Raw genomic sequence first — 17,447 nt, 5'->3', positions numbered from 1 at the left:
ACCCAACCCAGAAAATATGAAAACTAAAATCTCATTACTATTTTTCTTCCTGGCCTTTAGCATTTCGAGTGTATTTGCTCATGCTTTATGGATAGAAACAGCCTCAACAGGCAAAAAAGGACAGGCACAGGAAGTGAAAGTTTTTTTCGGAGAATACGAAAGCAACGAGCCTGATTCTGCAGCAAAATGGTTTAGTAACTTAAAAGAATTCAGCCTGATTTTAACGGCTCCAAACGGAACAACTAGGGCTTTAACCACAGCTCCTGATATACGTTTCTTTAAAGCAAGCTTCACTCCAGATCAAGAAGGCACTTATAAACTTTCTGTAGTTCATGAAGTTGCTGACATTTATGAAAAAGCTAAAATTGAATATTATGCTTTTGCAGATGTTGCTGTCGGAAATTCAAAAATAAACAGTGCTTTCCCTGCAACTGCAGCATTAACCATCAGACCGGATAAACATGCTTTGAAAGTAGGCGAAACCTCGGTTCACCAGGTAATCTACAATAAAGCTCCTTTTGCGAAACAAAAATTAACCCTTGTAAATGCCGAGCGAAAAGCACAGTCTACCGAAACCGATGCAGAAGGAAAATTCACTTTCAAGCCGGAACAAAAAGGAAACTATTTTCTAGAAGCTTTTACAGAAGATAAAACCCCTGGAAAATTAAATGGAAAAGATTACGATAAAGTTTGGCATTTAGTAACCTACACTACTGAAGTTAAGTAGTCGTAATTTTTTATAAAATTTAAAGCCAATTGGTCCTGAAAGGGGCTAATTGGTTCTTTTATTCATACAGCTTGCTAATGGCACCAACAATAAAATCAAAAAACAAAAAATCGCGACTACGTCGGATCAGCGACTGGCTGCATCTGTGGCTGGGCATAACATCGGGCTTAATTGTATTGATGTTAGGCGTTACCGGATGCATGTACGTTTTTCAAAAAGAAATTACTGAGCTCATCCACCGCAAAGCATATTTTGTTGATGTTCCTTCAAATGCTAAAACCTTACCATTAAGCTTACTACAAACCAATGCCGAAAAAGCATTAGGCAATAAAAAGAAAATTGGTTTTATTTCTACTTACAAGGCGCCAGAAAGGGCATGGGAATTTAGCACCTATAAAGCAGGCGATCCTAAAGCCTTCTGGTACTTCGATTCAATTGATTACTACGACCTGGTACTGGTAAATCCATATACCGGAAAAGTAACCCTGGTTACCGATCATAAATATGAGTTTTTTTCAGTTGTTAAAATGATCCACTGGAGTTTACTGATCAATCATCCCATTGGTCAACAGATTATTGGTTGGTCTACTTTCATCTTTGTATTTCTACTCATTTCAGGCATGGTGATGTGGTGGCCGAAAAATCTCAAAAAATCGAACTTTGATAAGAGTTTTAAAGTAAAATGGAAGGCCAAATTTAAACGCATTAATTACGATATGCACAATGTGTTGGGCTTTTATGCAATGTTAATCTGTTTAATGCTGGCTTTAACTGGTTTGGTTTGGGCATTTCAATGGTTTCAGGCAACCGTTTATGTAGTGGCATCTGGAAGCACTACCCCACCAAAAGTGGTAGAAATAAAATCAGATTCAACAAAAACCATTAGAGCTGTTCCATTCGATATCGCTTTTGATCAGGCTAAAAAGATCTTTAAAAACGAAGACCGCATTGGCATGTCGCCAGCGGGAGGCGGTACAGCAACCATTAATGCCACAGGTTACCGTGGCGAAGAAACTTATTGGAATTACGATGTTTTACAGTTCGATCAGTACTCGGGCAAGTTATTACATAGAACAAACCAATCTGAAAAAAATGGGGGCGAAACTGTTATTGGCATGAACTACGATATTCATGTAGGGGCCATTTTAGGGCTACCAGGAAAAATATTGGCCTTTTTTGCCAGTTTAATTGCAGCAAGCCTACCCATAACCGGATTTATTATCTGGTGGGGAAAAGGAAAAAAGAAAAACCGCATTGTCAGTAAACCAAACACACACCTAATTCATAATAAAATGAAATTTTTAAACCTAATTTTAGTATTAACCGGTTTGATTACCCTTAATGCTGATGCACAAACAAAAGTTGACACTCCGGAAGAAAAACTGGAAAAGGATAGAAAAGCAATAAAATCTTTAGCTGGTTTTTATGAAGTGAATTTCAACTATGGTGAAGTTACCGCTCCGGATCCAAACTACAAATTCAGTAAGCCTTACGAAAGCCATGGCAACGAATGGGCAGAAATTATTGTAGATGAGCCAAAAAGAATTGTAATTCAACACATGCTGGCCATTAACGATAGTACGGTTATTAAACACTGGCGCCAGGACTGGACTTATGAAGATACCAACATTATGCTTTATACCGAAGGTAATGCATGGAAAAAAGGCAATTTAACTCCTGCTGATGTGAAAGGAAAATGGACACAAAAAGTTTATCAGGTTGATGATAGCCCACGTTACCAGGGCTATGGTACATGGAGCCATGTTGGAGGTCACGATTCTTGGTCAAGCGAAACCGATTCTCCATTACCAAGAAGAGAATCTACTGTGCGTAAAGATTACAATGTATTAAACCGTGGTAGCAGAATTACCATCACTAAAAATGGTTGGATGTTTGAGCAGGACAATAAAAAAATTGTGCGCGCTGCCAGTGGTGATAAACTATTGGCCGTTGAAAAAGGTTATGAGGAATTTACGAAAATAGATCCTAAAACTTTTGCTTATGCGCAAAAATGGTGGGCCAGTCAGCATACTTTTTGGGCAGACGTACGTGGCGTTTGGGCTGACATTATTGATTCGCAAAGTACATTTAAAGTACAGACGATGGCCAATGGTAAATTGCTTTACGAAACCCTTTTTAACCTGGGCGATCAATCTATCAAAGAAAAATGGACAGCCGCACAAAACAAAGAAAAAATTAAAACTGCTTTACAGCCTTATCTGGTAAAGTAAAACAATTGTTTTTATAATTAATGCTTGATGGTTAATCGCATTGCCATCAAGCATCTTTTTTACTAAATGCCTCATTATCCATTGCGCTATGATGGTTTAAGCGGTCAGTTACTATGAAAATCAAAGTTCGGCGCACTTCGGTTGCTAAAGTCCTGCTATCGCTGCAAGTCCTCACTCGTACCTCGTTCCGGGCTTTACGCTTTATCAGGTTTATTTAACTTGGGTCTGTAGTTCTTTGGATTAAAGACCAAACGTAATGTTAGTCGAGATTTGCAATTTCGGCTGGATGAATTGTGGATTTGTAATCCACCTAAAAGATTAAAAATCCTTAACTCCAATATCGGGATTACAAATCCCGACCAACAACTACTTTATTTTATTAAATTTCGGGATGAAAAAATTTGGCTTCATCATCTTCCTGTTTTTAGCAATCAACACTTTCGCCCAAGATTCTACCTATACCAGAAATGTAATTAATACACTTACTTCAAAAGAATTTTGGGGCAGAGGTTGTACCAAAGACGGAATGAAAAAATCTGCCGCTTACCTCGCTGAAGCTTATCAGAAAATCGGTCTTTTGCCGATGGGGCCGAATTATAAACAGACTTTTAATTTCCCTGTAAATACTTTTCCAGGAAAAATGATGGTAGCCGTTAATGGCCAAAAACTCATTCCCGGTAAAGATTTCATTGTGAATAACGAAAGTCCCGGTGTTAAACAAAAGGCAGCGTTAACCCAGCGCGACAGCGTTCACTTTCAGGCCGCACCTACTTTACAGGTTTTACTAAAAGATAAATTAACCTGGTCTGTAGCTACCGAAGTTGGAGATATAACAACAATCCAGCTCAATAAAAAGAACTTTACAGCAATACCAAAAGAAATTAATGTTGATATTGAAAATAAATTCATTCCGAATTTTGAAGCTGCCAATGTTTGTGGTTTAGTTAAGGGTACTAAATTTCCTGATTCCCTGTTAATCATTACCGCGCATTACGATCATTTGGGTGGCATGGGTGCAGACACCTATTTCCCCGGGGCAAACGATAACGCTGCAGGTGTAGCCACTTTATTGAGCCTCGCCAAATATTACGCTGCCAATCCTCAGCCCTATTCCATTGGCTTCATCTGTTTTGCAGCCGAAGAAGCTGGACTGTTGGGCTCGAGGTTTTTTGTAGAAAACCCTTTAATTCCTTTAAGCAAGATTAAATTCCTGATCAACTTAGATTTGGTTGGAACCGGTGAAGCCGGCATGACGGTAGTTAATGCATCCGTTTACCCCAAAGCATTTGCGCTGCTAAACGCAATCAACAACCAAAATCATTATATCCCAAAAATAAACTCCAGAGGTAAAGCAGCCAACAGTGATCACTATTTCTTTACCGAAAAAGGTGTTCCGGCATTCTTCATCTACACCCAGGGTGGTCCGTCTGCCTATCACGACGTATTCGATAAATCTGAAACGTTGCCGCTTACCGAGTATAAAGATCTGTTTAAACTGATCGTTGGATTTAACCAGAAACTAATGGAATAACTTCATTTTTATGACGAAACCCTTAAATCACGATACAAACCGTTAAATTGTGAATTTCTCCGATTGGGATAATATAATAAGCCATTGGGATAATTAAATATAACAGCAAAGTGTGTATGCTCATCTTTGAATCAACAAAAACAAGATTCATTATGACAACTATACAAAAACTCAGCTTGGTATTTTTATTGTTAATCGCAGTTGCGGTTAAATCGAATGCCCAGAACCAAATCGAAATTGTAATAGTAGGCTCCGCCCACGACAATTCTAAATCGACACAAAACTTTCAGACGATCATTGATAAACTTAAAAACTTTAACCCGGATATGGTTTTTGGCGAATACCTGCCCCAGGGCGATTACGCTAAACTGGAAGAAAGCAACTGGGCAAAAAAATCGTTTAGAAAAGGGCATGATTATTTGGAAAAATTAAATCTGGCATCACCAAATAATATTAATGCACAAATAAAAAAAGATCGGAAAGCACTCGCCTCATTCGCTTACTACCATAAAACCAGAATGAATTTAGCCGTTAATTATGCTAAAAACTGGGACAGGGGAAATGCCGATTACCAGATTTTTGTACTCGAAAATTATATGAAACAAAGCTTTGGTAAAGAAGAACAGGTTGAATATGCAAAAATGTTCGGAAATACCGATTCATTAAAGAAAAAAGGGTTCTGCAGACCTGGAAGTGAGTATAGCAAAATCTATTTTCCCCTTATTTACCAATTAAAACAAGATCGAATTTACAACATGGATTGCCAAACTTATGATAAACCATGGAGTGAAGCCTGGGGTAAAACAGATTCTTTATATAAAATTCTGTTAAATAAAGCCAAGGCCGACACCATCTCGCCAGAAGCCCTTACCGTTAAAGCAATAGAAAAATACTGGAGCTATAATGCTGATGAAGAGAAGGTTTTTAGTGCAGATCCATATGCAGGAATGAATACCGTAAAATATGGTGTATTGGATGAAGCCTGGAATTTTTATGGTGGCCGTCACTTTTATGGTTATGCAGGTTTCCCTACCGAAACGGTAAAAGAGATGATTGCGCAATGGACTTTAAGAAACGAAGGTATGTGTAAAAACATTATCGATCAGGCAAAGGCGAAAAAAGCAACAAGGGTTGTGGTTGGTGTTGGTGCCTCGCACCGCAAATGGATGGAAGAAATCTTAGCCAAAAACCCCGAAATTAAAATTATCAACTATAACGATCTACGCTAATTTAATGATACGCGCATTCTCAGCCTAATTGCATTAGCAATGGGGCTTTTTTTAGTTTTAATCAACAGCAGTCTTGCTTTGGTCTTTCCGTTTCAACCGAACTAACAACTTATATGTTTACAAAAACATCTCCGCAAGTAACTCATAAGATTTTATCCGGTCTTCAAAATGCTCGGTAATGGTAACGGCCATCAGTTCATCTACATCATAATCAGCAGCAAGTTTGGTAAGCCTTTCTTTAATTACCGCTGGTGTACCATAAATCATTCTGGGTTTATTGGCGTTAATCCGTTCCTGCTCTGTAGCATTATAACTGATATCTTTAATATCGTTCCAACCCACCGAAGTTAATCCTCCACCCTTTTCTAGCTGAAGAAAACGATAAGCCATTAAAGCCTCCTGCTGTTTTACCTTTTCTTCATCTTCTGAGCAGAAAACAAAAAGCGCTACATTTTCAACTGGTTTTGACAAATCAACCGAGGGCTTAAAATGTTCCCGGTAGTATTGAACAGCCTGCGGTCCTCCATGCGGGTTAATAAAATGTGCAAAAGAAAAGCCCATTCCAAAGTGAGCCGAAAATAAAGCACTTTGTCCGCTACTGCTCAAAAGCCATTGCTGTGGAACGGTTTCGGCAATCGGAATAGCTTTTATTTTCGCCTGAATACCGCCATCCGAGGTGTCGTGCAGGTAATGTTGCAGCTCGCGCAGTTGTTCTACAAAGTCCTGCTCGCTCCAATTATTTGAAGGGTTAAGCATCGAAGCCGTAATACGGTCCGTACCTGGTGCACGGCCCATCCCCAGGTCGATCCGGTTAGGATGCATCACCTCTAACAATCGAAAACTTTCTGCAACCTTTAATGAGCTATGGTTAGGCAGCATAATGCCTCCAGAACCTATTCTTAAAGTTTTAGTGTGATTGGCCAGGTGCGCAATTAAGATCTCGGGGGTAGAACCCGCTAAACTGGTGGTATTATGATGTTCTGAAACCCAAAAACGACGATATCCTAACCTTTCAGTTTCTTGTGCAAGTATAGTGGTTTCTTCAATAGCACGACGGGCAGTAACGCCCTTGCGCACCGGTGATTGATCTAACACACTTAGTTTTATTTTTGTATTACTCATATTCGTATTATACAAATTTATGAGCCTGCTCATTTAAAACAGGAGTGCGAAAAGCTTTATGACTTTTAGATTACCCCCTACCCCCTTAAGGGGGACTAAAGCGAAAACAGAAAAACACTAAAATTCAATTTAAAGAAGAATAAAGCCCCTTTAGGAGTTTGGAGTTAGTTTGACCAAATACTGATCTTCGCCATCATCAAAAATCAATTCAGTATCCCATCCCGTTTCTTTCGCAATCTGTTTAATGGTTTCTTCATCTATATAAATCCAGTTAAACCAATTGCCTTTTTCGCCTTTATATTCGTACTGATAAGATACCTCGCCATAATATTGGTTCTGCGGTTTCGGCATATCTTCATATAAATAAGCAATATCAGAAGAATCGAAAATTACCTGTCCGTTAGGGTTGATGAGGTCTTTTAATTTGAGGAGGAAATCCTTAAAACCGGGCAAAGTTCCTGTTAAACCAATGCCGTTCATGAGCATAATAATGGTATCGAATTTCTCCTGATAGGTAAAAACATCTTGTATGAATGCTTTTTTTACACCACGGTCTTTCATAATATTTACTGCTGCTTCAGAAATATCAATAGCCGTAACATCAATATTAAAAGCCTGCAGAAGTAAAGCATGACTGCCTACTCCGGCACCGATATCCAACACCTTACCGCTGCACATGTGTAACGCCTGAAGTTCCAGAACGGGCATATCTTCATCATCACGAAAGAAGAATTCTAAAGGCATTTCTTCTGGCTCCCCATATGAATTATGCAACCAAAGGACATCAGCCTCACCTGTTCTGTAAATATCTGTTAACGCTTTACCAAAAACATCCATGTAGGCAAAGATAGGGAGGAAAGCTGAAAGACTAAAGTTTAAAGAAAATGAGCAATCAAAAAACCATCATTACAGCAAATAAGTTATAAGTTAGTCAATTACAAATCATGAAGGTCCGGATTACAAATCCAGACCAGCACCTTAAAGTTACTCAATTTCAAATACCTGATGGTATTCGGGAATGGCCACATGTTTAAAGCCTGCATCTTTCAGTTTGCCGGCAAAATGTTGTTGTACTTCATATTCGCCATGTACCAAAAACAGCTGTTTAACTTTAGCCGGATCCTGTCCTGATAAGAAATGTAATAAATCTTCATAATCACCATGTGCACTCATCGATTTTATCGATTGTACTTCGGCTTTAACGTCATATTCATCACGGAAAATCTCCACTACTTTTTGTCCGGCAATTAATTTACCACCAAGCGAGTTAGGTTCGCAATACCCCACCATTAAAATGGTATTTTTCTGGTTACTGATGTTATTCCTGATGTGGTGTTTTACCCGGCCAGCCTCTGCCATGCCCGATGCCGAAATAATTACACACGGTCTTGGATCGGCATTTAAAGCTTTCGATTCTTCTACACTTTCGATAAAACGCAAGCCTTTAAAACTAAATATATCATGATCTACCTTTAAAATTTCTTTAACACCGTTATTGTATACTTCAGGATGGTTTTTAAGAATTTCAGTTGCTTTTGATGATAAAGGACTATCTACATAGTAAGGAACATCAGGTAATTTACCCTTTAACTCCAGCCCATTTAGTGCATAAAGTAACTCCTGAGTACGGCCAACGGCAAAAGCTGGAATAATTAGTTTCCCTTTTTTAATCTTGCAGGTGTTGTTAATGATCTCTAAAAGCATGTTTTCAATTGGATCGAGATCTTTATGCAGAGAATCGCCATAGGTAGATTCCATTAAAATATAATCGGCCTGATCAAACTGTTGCGGGCTTTTTAAAAGCAGATCGCCATAACGGCCAACATCGCCTGAAAAGGTAATCCGTGTAGGTTTTCCGTCTTCTGTAATGGTAAGGTGAACCGCAGCACTACCTAAAATATGGCCTGCATCGGTAAACCTTAACCGAATGCCTGCTTCAATCTCGAAGTCCTCCTCATACTCCACAATCTTCATCTGACTAAGCGTTTTGGTAACGTCTTCTTCTGTATAAAGTGGCTCTTCCATTTCTTCACCCTTGTGCAGGTGGCGGTTAGAAAACTCAGCATCCTGCATCTGGATTTTTGCAGAATCCATCATTAAAATACGGGCAAGATCCATCGTTGCTGAGGTACAGAAAATTCTTCCTTCAAAGCCCTCTGCAACCAATTTGGGCAGTAAGCCACAGTGGTCTATATGTGCGTGAGATAAAACGAGATATGTAACCTTTTTTGCCTCGAAACCAAAATAATCGTTTAATTTATCAGTAACGTGGCCCATCCCCTGGAATAAGCCACAATCTAATAATATTTGAGTGCCGTTTTTTAAAGTAATAAGGTGCTTACTCCCCGTAACGGTACGGGCGGCACCATGAAAAGCAATGTTCATTTAAATGTTGGTTAGAATTTATAGCATAAAAATGCCGGATATTTCCGGCACTTCCAATTCTTTACGCATTTATTTCTGCTGCTTTATCTTTAACCTTGTCTACAACACTGGTGGCTTTCTCCGCGAGTCCTGTTAATTTATCTTTGGAAGCATCTAAAATATCAGCTAACCACTCTGATACTTTACCTTTTAAATCGCTGGTAGAATCTGAAGATAATGCCAACGCGATTGTTGCACCAAGTGCTGCTCCAGCTAATACGCCTACTATAATTTTTGTTTCCTTTGTCATAACTTTAAATCTTTAATAATTAAACATTAATTGGCACTTGTTGTTTTGGTTTATTACAACATAAATCATTCCACTTACATGAAACATATTTTTTTTATCGATTTAGACAATACCATTTATTTTACCAGGCCCAACGAAGAGCTGTTAATGGGTGAGTTATACACTTTCTTAGAAAGTTTGGATTTAGGGATCAGTAATGAAAATTTTCAGCTTGCCAAACAGGAAATGCTCAGAACACCTTTTCAAAAAGTGGCCAAAAAATATGGTTTTAGGGAAGAAGTAATGCCCGATGTGCTTTCTTATCTGCAAAACCGCGGAGTAACTAAACCACTAAAGATAAGTAATGATTACCATTACATTAAAAGCCTTAGCGGCCGGAAATTTATTGTAACGGCGGGTTTTTCAAAACAGCAAACTTCAAAAGTAAAGATGTTGGGCATCACTGATGATTTTGAGGAAGTACACGTTGTGGATGTTTCAACCACCAACAAAAAGGAAGCTTTTAAACTGCTGATTGACAAATATGGCTTAAATCCAGATGATATTTTAATTATAGGTGATGATGCGGAATCGGAAATTAAATTCGGACTGGAACTCGGGATAAGTACTTTTTTACTCGATCCGGAAAATCTGTATCCAAACGCCAAAAGCACTTTTAGGGGAACTGATTTGAGTAATCTTCACGCCGCAGCAGGGCAGTAATTAAACCATATTTTTCTCGGAGTGTCGTCATTTCGAGCGGAGTACAACGTAGTCGAGAAATCTAACGGGTATAGATCTCTCCATTTCGCTGAGCTACAGTCGAGATGACGATTTTTCTATAAGAATCTGCAATGGTAGCGTAGTCGAAGGGCAAAACTGGTAGAGCTAGTATATAAAGTGCCTGCTGTTTCCCAACAGCACTGAATGTTCATTTACACTCTTGATAAAGATATAAAATGACTAGGAGAGCGGCTTCCTACAACTATTTGGGTGTCTTCCCGCTTTCCGTTTTACTTATCCCAGTTGAAAACTGGGATTGCGTGCTCACTCCAATCGGGTCTAGATAGGTCTGATCATGCTACTATTAATAACTGGGCGTTAAATTAATACCTCATCCATATGGAGAACTGCTATTTTTTGCACAAACCTTTGTTTCTAAACCCGGTAGCAGCGGCAGCCTCCTCCCGATTTTACATCGGGATTCATTGGAGCTATAGCGGATAACGGGACTGCTGCTTCCGAAGCAGTACTGAACGTTCATTTTCAAATAAAGATTATAAAACGATTAGGAGAGCAGTTTTCTGCAACTAACTAATTTTCAACACCTTGCTATTAAAGTTATAGCCTTTTAAATAAAAAAGTCCCGATTTTCATCGGGACTATCAATCTATCCTCTACCACCTCTTGATGGTCTTCCTCCTTCAGAGCCGCTTCTTTCACCACCTCTTTGTTGCTGTTGTTGTGGTGGTGCTTCTGTTCTTCGTTGTTCCTGTCTTTGCTGCATTTGTTGCTGCTGTTGCTGTGCTCTTTGTTGTTGAGCCTGGGCATCACGCTGTGTACGTTCCTGCTGCTGTTGTTGCGCACGTTGCTGTTGTGCCTGAGCATCGCGTTGTGCTCTTTCCTGCTGTTGAGCCTGGGCCTGTTGTGCACGTTGTTGTTGCATTTGCTCACTGCGCTGTTGTTGCATCTGTGCATCGCGTTGGGTCCTTTCCTGTTGTTGGGTCTGGGCTTGTTGCGCACGCTGCTGTTGCATCTGCTCATTACGTTGTTGCTGTACCTGAGCATCACGTTGTGTTCGCTGTTGTTGAAACTGCTCGTTACGCTGTGCTCTTTGTTGCTCCATTTGGGCCGCACGTTGTTGCTGATCTATCTGACCACGTTGCTGTGTTTGCACATCGCGCTGTGTACGTTGCTGATCCTGGCTCATACGGTCTTGCTGAGTACGCTGTTGCCTCATCTGCTCCAAACGTTGTTGATCCTGACCACGGTTTACATTTTCTTGTCCGTTTCTTCCGTCTATACCATTGGCATTTCCACGATTAGCACGTCCATTAGCATCTCTGTTATAAACTTCACCCCTGTTATTAGGTTGATTATTATTATCTCTGCTTATGGTACCGTTGTTCCGATCAGGTTGTGCAGTACGGTTATCTCCTCTCGATCCAAAACGGTTGTCAGTAGTATTGTTATTACCGCCTCTTTGATCGCGATTGGTATTACCTTCATTCCTTCCGCCTCTGCTAATGCCAGCATTGCCTTGTTCAAATTTGCGGGGAGCCGCACTACGGTTGTCAGCATTACGCTCTGGTCTAGGTCTGTAAATAGATACCTCCCTGCTATTAATCCTGCTTGCGCCTGGTCTGGAACCTTGTGAATATCTATAAACGGTTACATCCCTGTTGGTTGCACGTCTAATATCTTCAACTCTCGGGCCACCATAATATGTTCTTCTGTTATATACATAAGTATTATTGATAATGGTGGTATTGCGGATATATACATTGTTGCGACCGTAATCATACCTAGGAAACACATTGATGTAGATATTACGCTGTGGAATAAAGTTCCAGCAGAATTCTGGTACCGAGTAACGACGGCCAAAGCTCAAATTAATATTGATACTTGGCGCCATTGGAGCCCATCCGTAATAACCATCACCACTTCTCCAGTCTACCCAGGCAGGTCCCCAATTGGTATCAGGTAACCAGATCCATTGCCTGTAACTGTTAATTACCCAACGGCCATAATGGAAAGGTGCCCAACCCCAATCGTAATTGGAAACCCATGTATTACCGTATTCAGTCATGGCCCAACGTCCGTTTGTATAATATGGACGAAATTCGTTTTGATCTACATCCGGGCGCCAAACATATCCATATTGAGGATCTTGTATCCAGGTGCCATAAGGCGAAAGTTCATCGTAAAAAGTCTGTAAAGAAACATTGCCAGTGCTATAACCATCGTCCTGGTAATCGTTTTGATAGTCTTGTGCCCTGACGAGGGTTGTGGTTCCGGCAAGGAGCGCAAATAGCCCCAGCACAAGTGCCGTAGATTTCAGTGTTTTCATTTGTGTGTTTATTTTAATAACCTAATGTGTGTGTATCAATTAGAGAACCAAAAATGCAGAAGGTTTAATATGCATGCATAGTTTCTGTATTTTCCTTCAAATATTGCCATACAAGGCATATTTAACTAATATTTAACGTTTTAAGCCAAGTTTAATTGTGCAGAAAATAAGTCAGTTAGAAATAAAATTTGCTACACCACTGTTTACAAAAGAGATTATATTGCCAGTACCACAAACTTTAGAACTTAAATTCTATTTTTTGTGAGTATTTTTGTAGCATGCAAAAAGGCACTTTATACCTTATTCCCGTACCATTGGCTGAAGAGGTAGCTCACAAAACTTTTACCCCTTATTTGGTTGATACCATTAACCAGATTGATACCTACATAGTAGAAAATAGTAAAACAGCCCGTCGGTTTTTAAAAGAGGCTGGTTTAAAAACGCCACAGAAAGATTTAATCGTGCATGACTATGGCAAACATAACCGGACAGATTTAGGTCAGTTTTTTGTTGAGCTTTCCGCCGGAAAAGATGTAGGCTTAATGAGCGAAGCCGGTTGTCCTGGCATTGCCGATCCCGGGGCTGATATTGTTGCCGAAGCACATAAACGCGGTATTAAAGTGGTGCCATTGGTAGGTCCAAGTTCAATTTTACTGGCATTAATGGCATCGGGTTTTAACGGACAGAGTTTCGCATTTTGGGGCTATTTACCAATTGATAAAGAACAGCGCACCAAACGGATTAAAGATTTAGATTTATCGGCAAGCCGTTACAAACAAACACAGATATTCATCGAAACACCTTTCCGCAATAACCAGCTTTTTGAAGAAGTGCTGAAAAGCTGCAAACCCAATACACAGGTTTGTGTAGCCAGCAACCTCACCGCAGAAGACGAATTTATTAAAACACAAAGTGTTTACAATTGGCGTAAAGAGGAAATTGATCTTCATAAACAGCCCACTATATTTTTGTTGTACTAGTAATTTGGTTCATTAGTCATTAGTTCATTGGCCATTGGTTCATAACAGTATTCATTGCGAGAAGGCTTTTCAGCCGACGAAGCAATCTTAAACCAGGATTATCGCCACGGTGTTAAGATTGCTTTCCACAAAAATCGTGTGGACACATCTTTTTAAGAATGGTTTGTGCATCATGCTAGCTAGCTTTAATAAAACCACAGTCTTTACCAAAGGACGCCGTCAATCCCAAGTGGCGGGAGAATCAAAAAAATAGGTGCACAATGGTCCAAATAGCATTACCAAACCTGAAACGCAGTGGTTTTGTGTTCATTAGCACTGAATTCAAAGTTTAATATATATTGAACACAAAACGAAGTGCCACTGTTTTTTTGATGAGCGTGGGGCGATGAGAAGCCACATTGCTGGATTGACAAAGCGCTTTGGGTACTTTGGCGCTCCAAAGTACCATGCCCCCGCGGCAAAGAGCGGAATAAATCAATATTTGTCCCCAAAACTATGCTTCTTAAGGAATCAGTACCAGTTAATGGCGGGAAAGATGCTGATCGCGAAGATTCGGGACAGCATGACGATCGCTTAGGAATATGTGCTATAAAAACAAATGCAGCTAACAGAAATGTGTCCACACAATAGGAAAAGCTGGAAGGCTTTCATTCTTTCTTGCAATGACGAATATTCGCGCTGCTCTCCGCTCGAAATAACAAACAAATTCAAAAAATCAAAACATATCCAATCCCACATTGGTTGTTACCATAGCGCTCCGCAATTTATTCACTAAATCTTTGAGTTATGAAAAATACGAGCACACCCAAAAACAATCCAACGGTTCAAGGCAGTTCAATAGCTGATCGGGCTAATCACGATTTTAAAACGGATAAAAAAATGCAGGGGATAACCAATGGCGGTGGTCAACGGTCAGATCAAACTTCCAACAAAGACAATCAAAGAAAGTACGATAATAAAAAATAATTAGCACCTGAATGAAAGATGCCGGAATAACCTTGTCGAAAGTTCATGGAATATGATGAAACTTTCGACAAGGTTTGGCTTAATTAACGATTTTATTTCGCCATTACATTATAGAAGTTATAATCCGTCATAGGAGCACCTGTTATTCCTAAATTATGGCAGATGGTAATAATCTGGCCACGGTGGTAGGTACTGTGATTGAAAACGTGTAACACATATTCAAAATTCTGAAAGTCGGAAGTAAACCAGGGACTTTGAATTTCTGTTTTTTCATTAAATCTATCTTCACTGATTGCAGTAATATAAACGGCTAAGTTTTCTGACTGTTTTAACAGCGCATCAAAAATATCGGTCAAACTTCCATATTCGCGAAATTCAAATTCGGTTTTAGTAAGAATTGAATACCAATATTCCTGTGCCTGCAAAATATGGGCAAGGGTTAACTTTACACTTTTAAAACTCGATAACACCTCCTGGTCCAATAGTTGTTCCGCATGTTTTTTTAACCAATTTACCAGGGTTAAATTTGCCCAGAAATTATAGTTTGCATAATTTTTCATTAAATACACAAGGGAAGTTTCTTCCATTGTTTCTGCGAATAATTGTTCCTGTACCATATCTTTTTTGTTTTAGTTACACAAAGAAAATACAGGCCACTGACAACCCTATGGCAGTGTAAAAATTCATCTGAAAAAATTTTTCTCCAGCTAAATTTACTGCGATTAAGGGATATATATATATATATTCTTAAAAGAATGCTAAATAATTCCGCGTAATGCCAATCTTACCTAATCACCCTGTCAGGAGAAAAGGCGATAAAATATTCTGATCCGGTTTGGATACTAACATTAAGATCGGGCACATTAACTTTAGGTTGCTCTTTAAGCTGCGATAATACACTCGCTGCAAAATCATGTATCTTTTTTGGATCTACCTGAACAGAAACAGTAGGGAAGAAATTGTGTTCGATGTCAGCCTTTCCCTGCTCACTTACCTGACTAAACTTCCACGATTCTTTAGCCCGAAGGCCATTTTCGTTGTTGGCATTATTTAAATGATATAAAAATACCTTAGCCTGCAAGGCTATACTCTCATTTTGCATACTATAAAATTTGGGCTTTTGGCCATAATTTGGTAAGGTAAGAAGAATTAACTAGTACTATGCTTTTTTTCCGATTTACCAGCGGTACCGTTACACTTTATTTTCGATTATAAATTAATCCGGCTAAAATATCACCACATAAAACAGACTGTTGGTGTAAATTTTTAAATACAAATTTAACTTTAAAACATTACACACTATACTAATTAAGTTTTCGTGTAAAATAATACTTAGGCCGGATATTAATGTAACATGTTCTGTTACATTTGTTTTATCAGCTATTAAGGACCAACTAACTTAAACTTCATGAAAAAAAACCTAAAACAGATCGCTATTATTGCGATGGTTGCAGTAACATTTGCAGCCTGTAAAAAAAACCAGGAATCATCAACAACAGAACCACAGGAAACTGTAAAAAACGCCGATAAGGTTTTACAGTACATTAAAGATCTTGGTTTCCCTGCATCGAGCATTGTTGACAATGGAAATGAATTTATTGTAGAAGAAGACATTACATTTCCAAAAAACATGGAAATCCCATCTAGTGGCACTGGCACAAAAACAGAGCAGTATTACACCGGGAGCATTGTAAACGCTACGAAAAAACTGAATATCAGGATTTTTGTAGATGCATCTATGACTTCTATGAGCAGCGAGATCAACAGTGCAATTGCGCAATGGAACGCTGTGCCAAATTCTACTTTGCGATTCAGCACCGTAACTACAGCTCCTTATGACATCCTGATCAAAGATGAAAATTTAGGAAATGGTGTTTGTGGCTCAGGGCAATTCCCATCTGGCGGAAGTGCAGGTGCTTTGGTTAGAATCAATAAAAACTATATTGCAGGCAATTCATTTGCTCAACGTGCAAGAACAATATGCCATGAATTTGGTCATAATATTTCCTTGCGCCATACAAATTGGTCAGCTCAGGGCGAATCTACAGCTACAAATGTTCCTGGTGTTACCGGAACAGATGCTTTATCACTGATGAATGGTGGCCAATGTGGATCGGGTGCTACTGTATTATCTACAAAAGATAAAAATGCTGTTGCAGCCTTATATTAAACCTTTAAAATAAACAACCAAACCTAAACTAGTCCTTAATCAGCTGAGGATTAATAAGCCCAGGAACTCATTGCAGTACCTGGGCTTATTCTTTTGATAAGGTAATAATGTCTTTTCCTTCTAAAACTCTCCGCTCGCCATTATGGCTTAAAGTATTAATCATGGCATTCGCCAGCTCTGCCATGGTGCAAAATCCACCTGGAAAAACGGCTCTTCCAATAGGAAATAACCAATTGATATATTTATAAAATTTATGTGCGTATTTTTGTCCTGGCAGTGGCTTAATAAAACCCGGGCGAAAATTAAACACCTGCCCGAAAGGTAATTTCATTAAATCATTCTCGGTTTTACCTTTTACCTGCGCCCATTTCAAACGGCCGTTCGCATTGGTTCCCCCTCCAGAAACATAACAAAAAGTCATATTATCGTTCAGCTTGCTTAATGTTTCAGCAACATGCATGGTTAGTACATAAGTCATTTGGTAATAAGTATCGCTATCAACACCTACTGAGGTAATTCCTAAACAAAAGAAACAGGCATTATAACCCAAAAGCTGATTTTCAATCTGCGAATAATCAAAAAAATCGGAATGGATAATCTCTTTTAGTTTTGGATGAGTATAACCACAAGGCTTGCGATTGATGACTAAAATACCGTCTATTTCGGGACTGTTCAAACATTGCATCAATACGCCTTCGCCAACCATGCCTGTAGCACCGGTGATGATTACGTTATTCTGATCTCTGGTTTTTCCCATAATATGATTTG

The 17,447-nt window shown here is 39.2% G+C and carries 16 protein-coding genes; 8 read left to right on the top strand and 8 right to left on the bottom strand.

Features of this window, described 5'->3' with window-relative positions; all coding sequences use genetic code 11:
* Positions 1 to 16 precede the first annotated feature (16 nt).
* From QF042_RS03865 to QF042_RS03850, 4 genes are all read left to right on the top strand, one after another.
* Positions 17 to 727 carry a DUF4198 domain-containing protein gene (locus QF042_RS03865; protein WP_307525515.1) on the top strand — a complete coding sequence of 237 codons (711 nt, stop codon included), beginning with the start codon at positions 17 to 19 and terminating at the stop codon, positions 725 to 727.
* Positions 728 to 804: 77 nt separating this feature from the next.
* Entirely contained in the window at positions 805 to 2,958 is a 2,154-nt protein-coding gene (locus QF042_RS03860) for a DUF6607 family protein (RefSeq protein WP_307525513.1), read from the top strand.
* Between the two features lie 391 nt (positions 2,959 to 3,349).
* A complete protein-coding gene (locus QF042_RS03855) occupies positions 3,350 to 4,489 on the top strand; it encodes a M28 family metallopeptidase (protein WP_307525511.1) in 1,140 nt (379 codons plus the stop codon).
* 152 nt (positions 4,490 to 4,641) lie between these two features.
* On the top strand, positions 4,642 to 5,718 hold the full coding sequence (locus tag QF042_RS03850; RefSeq protein ID WP_307525509.1) for a DUF5694 domain-containing protein: 1,077 nt from the start codon (positions 4,642 to 4,644) through the stop codon (positions 5,716 to 5,718).
* A gap of 117 nt (positions 5,719 to 5,835) precedes the next feature.
* Here QF042_RS03850 and QF042_RS03845 read toward each other — a convergent pair whose 3' ends face one another.
* From QF042_RS03845 to QF042_RS03830, 4 genes are all read right to left on the bottom strand, one after another.
* A complete protein-coding gene (locus QF042_RS03845) occupies positions 5,836 to 6,840 on the bottom strand; it encodes an LLM class flavin-dependent oxidoreductase (RefSeq protein ID WP_307525507.1) in 1,005 nt (334 codons plus the stop codon).
* Positions 6,841 to 6,990: 150 nt separating this feature from the next.
* Positions 6,991 to 7,677 carry a bifunctional 2-polyprenyl-6-hydroxyphenol methylase/3-demethylubiquinol 3-O-methyltransferase UbiG gene (locus QF042_RS03840; protein WP_307525505.1) on the bottom strand — a complete coding sequence of 229 codons (687 nt, stop codon included), beginning with the start codon at positions 7,675 to 7,677 and terminating at the stop codon, positions 6,991 to 6,993.
* A gap of 147 nt (positions 7,678 to 7,824) precedes the next feature.
* On the bottom strand, positions 7,825 to 9,225 hold the full coding sequence (locus QF042_RS03835) for an MBL fold metallo-hydrolase RNA specificity domain-containing protein (protein ID WP_307525502.1): 1,401 nt from the start codon (positions 9,223 to 9,225) through the stop codon (positions 7,825 to 7,827).
* 61 nt (positions 9,226 to 9,286) lie between these two features.
* Positions 9,287 to 9,514, bottom strand: coding sequence for a YtxH domain-containing protein (locus tag QF042_RS03830; protein ID WP_307525500.1), 228 nt, complete (start codon positions 9,512 to 9,514; stop codon positions 9,287 to 9,289).
* A 78-nt stretch (positions 9,515 to 9,592) separates the two neighbouring features.
* On the opposite strand from QF042_RS03830, the gene QF042_RS03825 reads away from it, so the two are divergent.
* Positions 9,593 to 10,216, top strand: a complete 624-nt coding sequence (locus tag QF042_RS03825) for an HAD family hydrolase (protein WP_307525499.1) — start codon at positions 9,593 to 9,595, stop codon at positions 10,214 to 10,216.
* A gap of 667 nt (positions 10,217 to 10,883) precedes the next feature.
* Here QF042_RS03825 and QF042_RS03820 read toward each other — a convergent pair.
* Positions 10,884 to 12,563, bottom strand: coding sequence for a DUF6600 domain-containing protein (locus QF042_RS03820; protein WP_307525498.1), 1,680 nt, complete (start codon positions 12,561 to 12,563; stop codon positions 10,884 to 10,886).
* A 278-nt stretch (positions 12,564 to 12,841) separates the two neighbouring features.
* Here QF042_RS03820 and QF042_RS03815 point away from each other — a divergent pair, with 278 nt between their 5' ends.
* Together QF042_RS03815 and QF042_RS03810 are read left to right on the top strand one after the other, a co-directional pair.
* A complete protein-coding gene (locus tag QF042_RS03815; protein ID WP_307525495.1) occupies positions 12,842 to 13,543 on the top strand; it encodes an SAM-dependent methyltransferase in 702 nt (233 codons plus the stop codon).
* A 786-nt stretch (positions 13,544 to 14,329) separates the two neighbouring features.
* Positions 14,330 to 14,509: a hypothetical protein gene (locus QF042_RS03810; protein ID WP_055913183.1), complete on the top strand. Its 180-nt coding sequence runs from the start codon at positions 14,330 to 14,332 to the stop codon at positions 14,507 to 14,509.
* A 92-nt stretch (positions 14,510 to 14,601) separates the two neighbouring features.
* On the opposite strand, the gene QF042_RS03805 is transcribed toward QF042_RS03810, so the two are convergent.
* The gene (locus QF042_RS03805; protein WP_307525492.1) at positions 14,602 to 15,126 is read right to left on the bottom strand and encodes a DinB family protein; all 525 of its coding nucleotides are present in this window, start codon (positions 15,124 to 15,126) and stop codon (positions 14,602 to 14,604) included.
* A 167-nt stretch (positions 15,127 to 15,293) separates the two neighbouring features.
* Positions 15,294 to 15,611 (bottom strand): hypothetical protein, encoded by a 318-nt coding sequence (locus QF042_RS03800; protein WP_307525490.1) that lies wholly within the window; start codon positions 15,609 to 15,611, stop codon positions 15,294 to 15,296.
* Between the two features lie 306 nt (positions 15,612 to 15,917).
* On the opposite strand from QF042_RS03800, the gene QF042_RS03795 reads away from it, so the two are divergent.
* Positions 15,918 to 16,679, top strand: coding sequence for a M57 family metalloprotease (locus tag QF042_RS03795; protein ID WP_307525489.1), 762 nt, complete (start codon positions 15,918 to 15,920; stop codon positions 16,677 to 16,679).
* A gap of 85 nt (positions 16,680 to 16,764) precedes the next feature.
* On the opposite strand, the gene QF042_RS03790 is transcribed toward QF042_RS03795, so the two are convergent.
* Positions 16,765 to 17,436 carry an epimerase gene (locus QF042_RS03790; protein WP_307525487.1) on the bottom strand — a complete coding sequence of 224 codons (672 nt, stop codon included), beginning with the start codon at positions 17,434 to 17,436 and terminating at the stop codon, positions 16,765 to 16,767.
* Positions 17,437 to 17,447: the final 11 nt, after the last annotated feature.

Origin of the sequence: Pedobacter sp. W3I1, assembly GCF_030816015.1 — a bacterium.
Classification (GTDB): Bacteria; Bacteroidota; Bacteroidia; order Sphingobacteriales; family Sphingobacteriaceae; genus Pedobacter.
This window is presented reverse-complemented; position numbering and strand designations above follow the sequence as displayed.